2 protein-coding genes and 1 pseudogene are annotated in these 5,248 nt (G+C 69.4%); all 3 read right to left on the bottom strand.

Features of this window, described 5'->3' with window-relative positions; translation table 11 throughout:
• On the bottom strand, window positions 1–1,949 hold a 1,949-nt coding region (locus tag HUU96_RS10740; RefSeq protein WP_174292798.1), incomplete at its 3' end, for a beta strand repeat-containing protein.
• Window positions 1,950–2,301: 352 nt separating this feature from the next.
• Window positions 2,302–4,338, bottom strand: coding sequence for an autotransporter family protein (locus HUU96_RS10735; protein ID WP_174292797.1), 2,037 nt, complete (start codon window positions 4,336–4,338; stop codon window positions 2,302–2,304).
• Window positions 4,339–4,490: 152 nt separating this feature from the next.
• Window positions 4,491–5,248, bottom strand: a pseudogene (locus HUU96_RS10730) (hypothetical protein); the annotation flags it as partial.

Here is a 5,248-nt window from a genome sequence, read left to right as displayed (position 1 = left end):
CCGCCCCCGCTCGTGCCGCCAGCAGCGACGACGATGCCGGACGAGCCGCCGGTGCTGATCGGGCCGGTCGCGATGGTTGTGGCGCAGGAACCGGCACCCAGGATCGCACACGTCGCCGGGTCGATCGTCACGCTCAGCCCGGGCGAACCGGTGCCGCCGGTCGTGATCGGTCCGGTGGCGATCGTCGTCGGACCCCCGACGGTGACGCCGATGCCGGGAGAACCGTTGCCGCCGGTCTGCACGGGGCCGATCGTCAGCCTGGTGGTACAGGAGAGATTGCCGACGACCAGGCACGCCGCCGGATCGGTCGCGACGGTCACCCCGGGAGCATTGGCACCCGCCGTCGAGACCGGGCCAGTGGTGACGGTGGTGGGGCCGCTGCCGACCACGCCGATGCCGGGTGATCCGTTGCCCAGCGTGGTCACGCCGCCGCTGTTCACCACCGTTGCGCAGCTGCCGACGCCGATCACCGCGCACACCGCGGGGCTGGTCGCGACGGTGAGGCCGGGCGAGTTGACGCCGGCGGTGGAGATCGCGCCGGTGCCGACGGTGACCGGACCTGCGCCAGTGACGCCCACGGCCGGCGAGGTGTCGCCACGGGTCTGCACCGGGCCGGTCGTGACGGTCGTCGGGCATAGTCCCGTGCCGACGATCAGGCACGCGGTGGGATCGGTGACCACCGATACGCCCGGCGCGTTCTGGCCGGCGGTGGAGACCGGGCCGGTCACGACGCTGACCGGGCCGCTGCCCAGCACGCCGATTCCGGACGATCGGTTGCCGGCCGTCGTGACGTCGCCCGCCATGATGGTGGTGCCGCAATTGCCGCTGCCCAGGACGGCGCACGCCGCTGGATTGAGCGAGGTGGCGATGCCCGGCGAGTTGTCGCCCTGCGTCGCGACGTCACCCAGCGTGGCGGACAGGTTCGCGGGTGCGTTGAGGAGCACACCGGCCGAGTTCACGCCAGCGGTACGCAAGCGGTCGACCGCGACGTTCGTCGTGCAGCCACCGACGCCGAGCAGCACGCAGGCGGTCGGATCGCCGGTGATCGTCAGGCCGGGAGCGTTCGCGCCGCTGGTCTGAAGCAGGCCGATGCTGCCGGTGGTCGGCCCCGCGATCGTCGCCAGCACGCCGGGCGAACGATCGCCGCTGGTCAGCAACTGGCCGACGGTGAACGCGGTGCCGCAACTGCCGCGACCGAGCACCGCGCAGGCTGCCGGGTCGCTGGCGAGGTTGAGGCCCGCGGCATCTGCGCCCTTTGTCTGCAGCGCATCGATGCGCAGGGCAGTGGGGCCGGCGGCGTTGGCGAGTACGCCGAGGCTGCCGGGTCCGGTCGTGGTGAGCGTGCCGACGGTGCCATTGATGCCGCAGGCACCCGCGCCCAGTGCCACGCAAGCGGCAGGTGCCGTCGCCAGGTCGAGCCCGAGCGCTCGGTTGCCGCCGGTCTGCAACACGTTGACCGACAGGTTGATGTTGCCGGCGGCGCGGACGAGAGCGCCGTCGCTGAGGTCGCCCGACGTGGTGATGGCATCGGCGTTCAGCGTCGTTGGGCCGGCGAGCGAGACAAGGGTGGTACCGTTGGACCCGGTTGCCGTGGTGGTCAGCTTGCCCACCGTCGCGGCGATGCTTGCCGCATCCGCCGACAAGGCGGGCTGGTTCGGCAGCGATGAGGACACCGCGCCGGGCGCGCCAAGCGTGACACCGTTCAACGTCGCCACCGCGAGGGAGCTGGTCAGGTCGAGCGCCGGCGTCACGGTGACCCGCAGCGGCGTCGTCGTGCTCGGCAGCAGGGTCGGCGCTTGCGGCCCGGTGACGGTGCAGTTGGTCACGCCGGGCAGCGGGATGCACACGGACTGCGCCGACGCGCTGGACGGCAAGGCCATCGCCGCCACGACCCCAAGGCTGCCGATCAGAGCCATGCGGCTTGCCGATCCGTTGAATCCCTCTTTCATGTTGAGTTCCTTTCGAGCCTCTCCGGTTCGCCTACACTCGGCGCGGAGCGTCTAAGTCACTCTGAAAGAAGAGGGATAACTGCCGCTAATACTCCAAAATGGAGGATGTGATTACTAGCTGTCAAATCGGAGCAGACGGCTGATAAGGAGATATGATTCGGTCTTTGATAACAACCTTTATAGAAACAATTACGATCTTACTCAAAAAGCACTTGCCGATATCTTGTAATAAATTCAGCTACTGATGCTTAGCCTAGGCAGAACTATAAGACATTTGCAGCAATCGCATGTAAATTGCTTATACCCCGCTTTCGAAGCTCTTACCGCTGAGGCAACGCTCATGAACTACCGATCAGAAGTGAACCCGCAGGCCCACTGATCCGCTGGTCGAATGGCCGGTGACGCCCTGGTTGTTGTCGAGCGAGAACCGATAATCGCCCTCGCCGAACAGCGCCAAGGTGGGCCGGATCGACCAGGTGACGCCCGCGCCTCCTTCGCCCCAGAACGACGACGACAGCGTGGCGATGGCGGTGGTCGCGGCGGCGGTGGCGAACAACGTCTGGTCGGTCGACGCGAAGCCCCGCCACGCATTCGCACGCAGATAGGGCTGCACCGCCCCGGCCGCCGTCGCGTACCGCCCCTTGAGGCGCAGCCCCAGCCGCCCGGTCAGGTAGCCCGGCGAATGCTGCGCCACGCTGGCGTTGGGGATGGTGACGCTGTCGATCGAGACGCCTTGCCCGATCAGCTGCGCCTGGGGTTCGATCGACCAGTTGCTCGTCAGCTTGAGCGGATAGCCCGTCTCCACCGAAGCCAGCGCGCCGGTGCCACGGATACCGATGCGGCCGCCGTCCGCGACCAGCGCCTTGCCGCGATACCAGCTGAACTGGACAACGGTGTCGGTGTAGAAGCCGTTGTCCGCCTGATAAGTCCAATAGACGCCGGCGTAGCGCGCGGTCGGCTCCAGCCGGCCGACATAGCTGCCGTCGATGCCGCTCGCGAAACCGCTCGTGTTGGCCTTGGCGTCGAGATAGCCGCCATAGACACCGGCATCGTGATGGCCGCCACGGCCACCGAAGCGCAGCAGGTCGACGCCGATCTGGCCGCCATATAGATGCCCGTCGGTGGTCGGCCGTGCGTCGCCGCCCTGGCGGGTGCGGCCCTGCTCGGCGATGAACCTCCCCCAGAAGCGGCCGGGAACGGTGAGACCGGGTGCCACCGCGCCGTCCGGATCGCCCATTCGTTTGTGATAGGTCGCCAGCATCGTCAGGTCGGCATCGCGCAGCTGGCCGGGCAACGCCGCCAGCAGCGGCACCTCGACGCGATAGGTAGCAAGGCCCTGCGTTGCTGCCGGGTCGGACGCCGCCGCCTGGGTGCGCAGGAACCAGCTCTCGCTCGTGCCGGCGAGGTCAGAAGCGTAGAGGCGATACTGGAAGGCACCGGCATCGACATGGGTGCCGGCCAGCACGAACCCGTCCTTGCTGGTCGTCGCCGTCGTCTGGCCGCCGTTGATGGCGCTGATCACCTCGATGCCGTTGCCCGTGGTCGCCGCGCCCAGCCCGCCGACATTGGCGATCTGGATCGACGTCCTGCCGCTGACCCGGCCGCCGTCGATGATCAGCCGGTCCGACGGCGATCCGTCGCTGTCGAGCAGGGTCTGGAGCTTGAGCGTGCCGTTCCGGCCGACATAATTGCCGCGGACGGTCAGGGTATCGGTCGTACCCGGGCCGCCATTGGTCAGGTCGAGCGTGCCGGCATTGACGAGCGTCAACGTGCCGCCGGCCCCTGCGCCGATCACCGCGTTGACGCCGCCGCCCGCGTACAGCGTCGAGCTCGCGTCGATCGCGACAGTGCCGCTCGCCAGTGTCAGGTTGCCGTCGGCGGTCAGCGTCGAGCCGTTGACCAGGTTGACGGTGTTGAAGCCGGTGATCCGGCGCGTGCCGGTCGATTGCGTGGCATCGAAGGTCAGCGTGTCGTTGCCGGCCACCGTCCCTTCGCCGGCGATGCGGGTGACCCCCGACAGGTTGGCGTCGGTCAGCCCGCGGAAGGTGGCGGTGTCGTTGCCGCCGCCCGCACTGAACGCGCCTACCAAGATGCCGCCGGTCATCAGGAAGGTGTCGGCACCGCCGCCGAGCAGCACCGCGCCCGTGACCGCGCCCGACGACAGCGTCACCGCCTGGCCGTTACTGCCGCCGGCGATGGCGGTGCCGGTGCTGGATGCGGCGGTGATCGTACCGGTGTTGGTGAAGGCCACCGCGCCGCCGGTCAGGTCGACGACGGGCGCGGTGGTGCTCATCGAGACGAGGGTTCCCGCATTGGCGACAGATGCCGCCAGGCCGGCGACCAGCGCCGATCCGCCCAGCGCGTTGGTGACGCGGATAGTGCCGCCCAAGGCGACGTTGCCCGTCGTCGCCAGCCGCGCGCCGGTCGCGCCGACCCCGCTCGCGACGATCGTCAGGCCGGTGCCGAGCGCCAGGTTGCCGGCGACCCGCGAGCCCCCCGTGCCCGAGAAGTCAAAGCCGGTGCTGTTGGTGCCGGCGGCAGTCAGGGTGGCGACCGAGGCGGATCGAGCGCGACGCCGGTGTGGACGGCGCTCCCCGACCCGCTCGCGACGACGGTGGTGCCGTTGAGACGGATTGCGGACGAGCCGGCCGCATTCTCGATGCCGTTGCCGCTGCCCGCGGCGGTGACGGTGCCACCGCCCAGCGTCAATGCGCCCGCGCCGGCGTTGAGCAGGATACCGTTGGCGGTGCCGCCGGCTGTGAAGCTGCCGGTACTGTTGACGGCCGCGCCGTTGGTGATCGCGAGGGCCGCGATGCCGGTACCGACCGACACGATGCCGGCACCCAGCAGCGTGGAGCCTGCGCCATCAATCGAGATGCCGGTGCCCGACGCGACGGTGACCGCGCCGTTGTTGGTGAAGCTGCCGCCCGCGGCGATGCTCGTGCCGATGCCGCTGCCGGTTAGCGCGATGGAGCCGGTGTGGACGACGTTCGCGCCGGTGATGACGAGGATGCCGGTGTCGTTGGTGCCGCCGAACACGATGCTGCCATCATGGGTCAGCCGGCCCTGGTTCCGCGCCACATAGCCGGTCACGTTGTCCGATGATGTGGTGAGCGCGGCGGTGCTGGTCAGGCTGGTGGTCGCGACCGGCGTGCCGCTGGCGCTGCCGTCGAGGCTGTGCTTCTGCCCGTCGACGATCGCGGCAATGGTGCCGTTGCCGGTCAGCGCGATCGTGCCCTGGCCGCCGAGCACGCCGGTCGCGCCGCCCTCGATCAGCACCCCCGTCGCGCCCGCGCCGG

Source organism: Sphingomonas bacterium (assembly GCF_903644135.1).
In the GTDB taxonomy this organism is placed as follows: domain Bacteria; phylum Pseudomonadota; class Alphaproteobacteria; order Sphingomonadales; family Sphingomonadaceae; genus Sphingomonas.
Note: the sequence above shows the minus strand (reverse complement) of the source record. Positions and strands in the feature narration are given on the sequence as shown.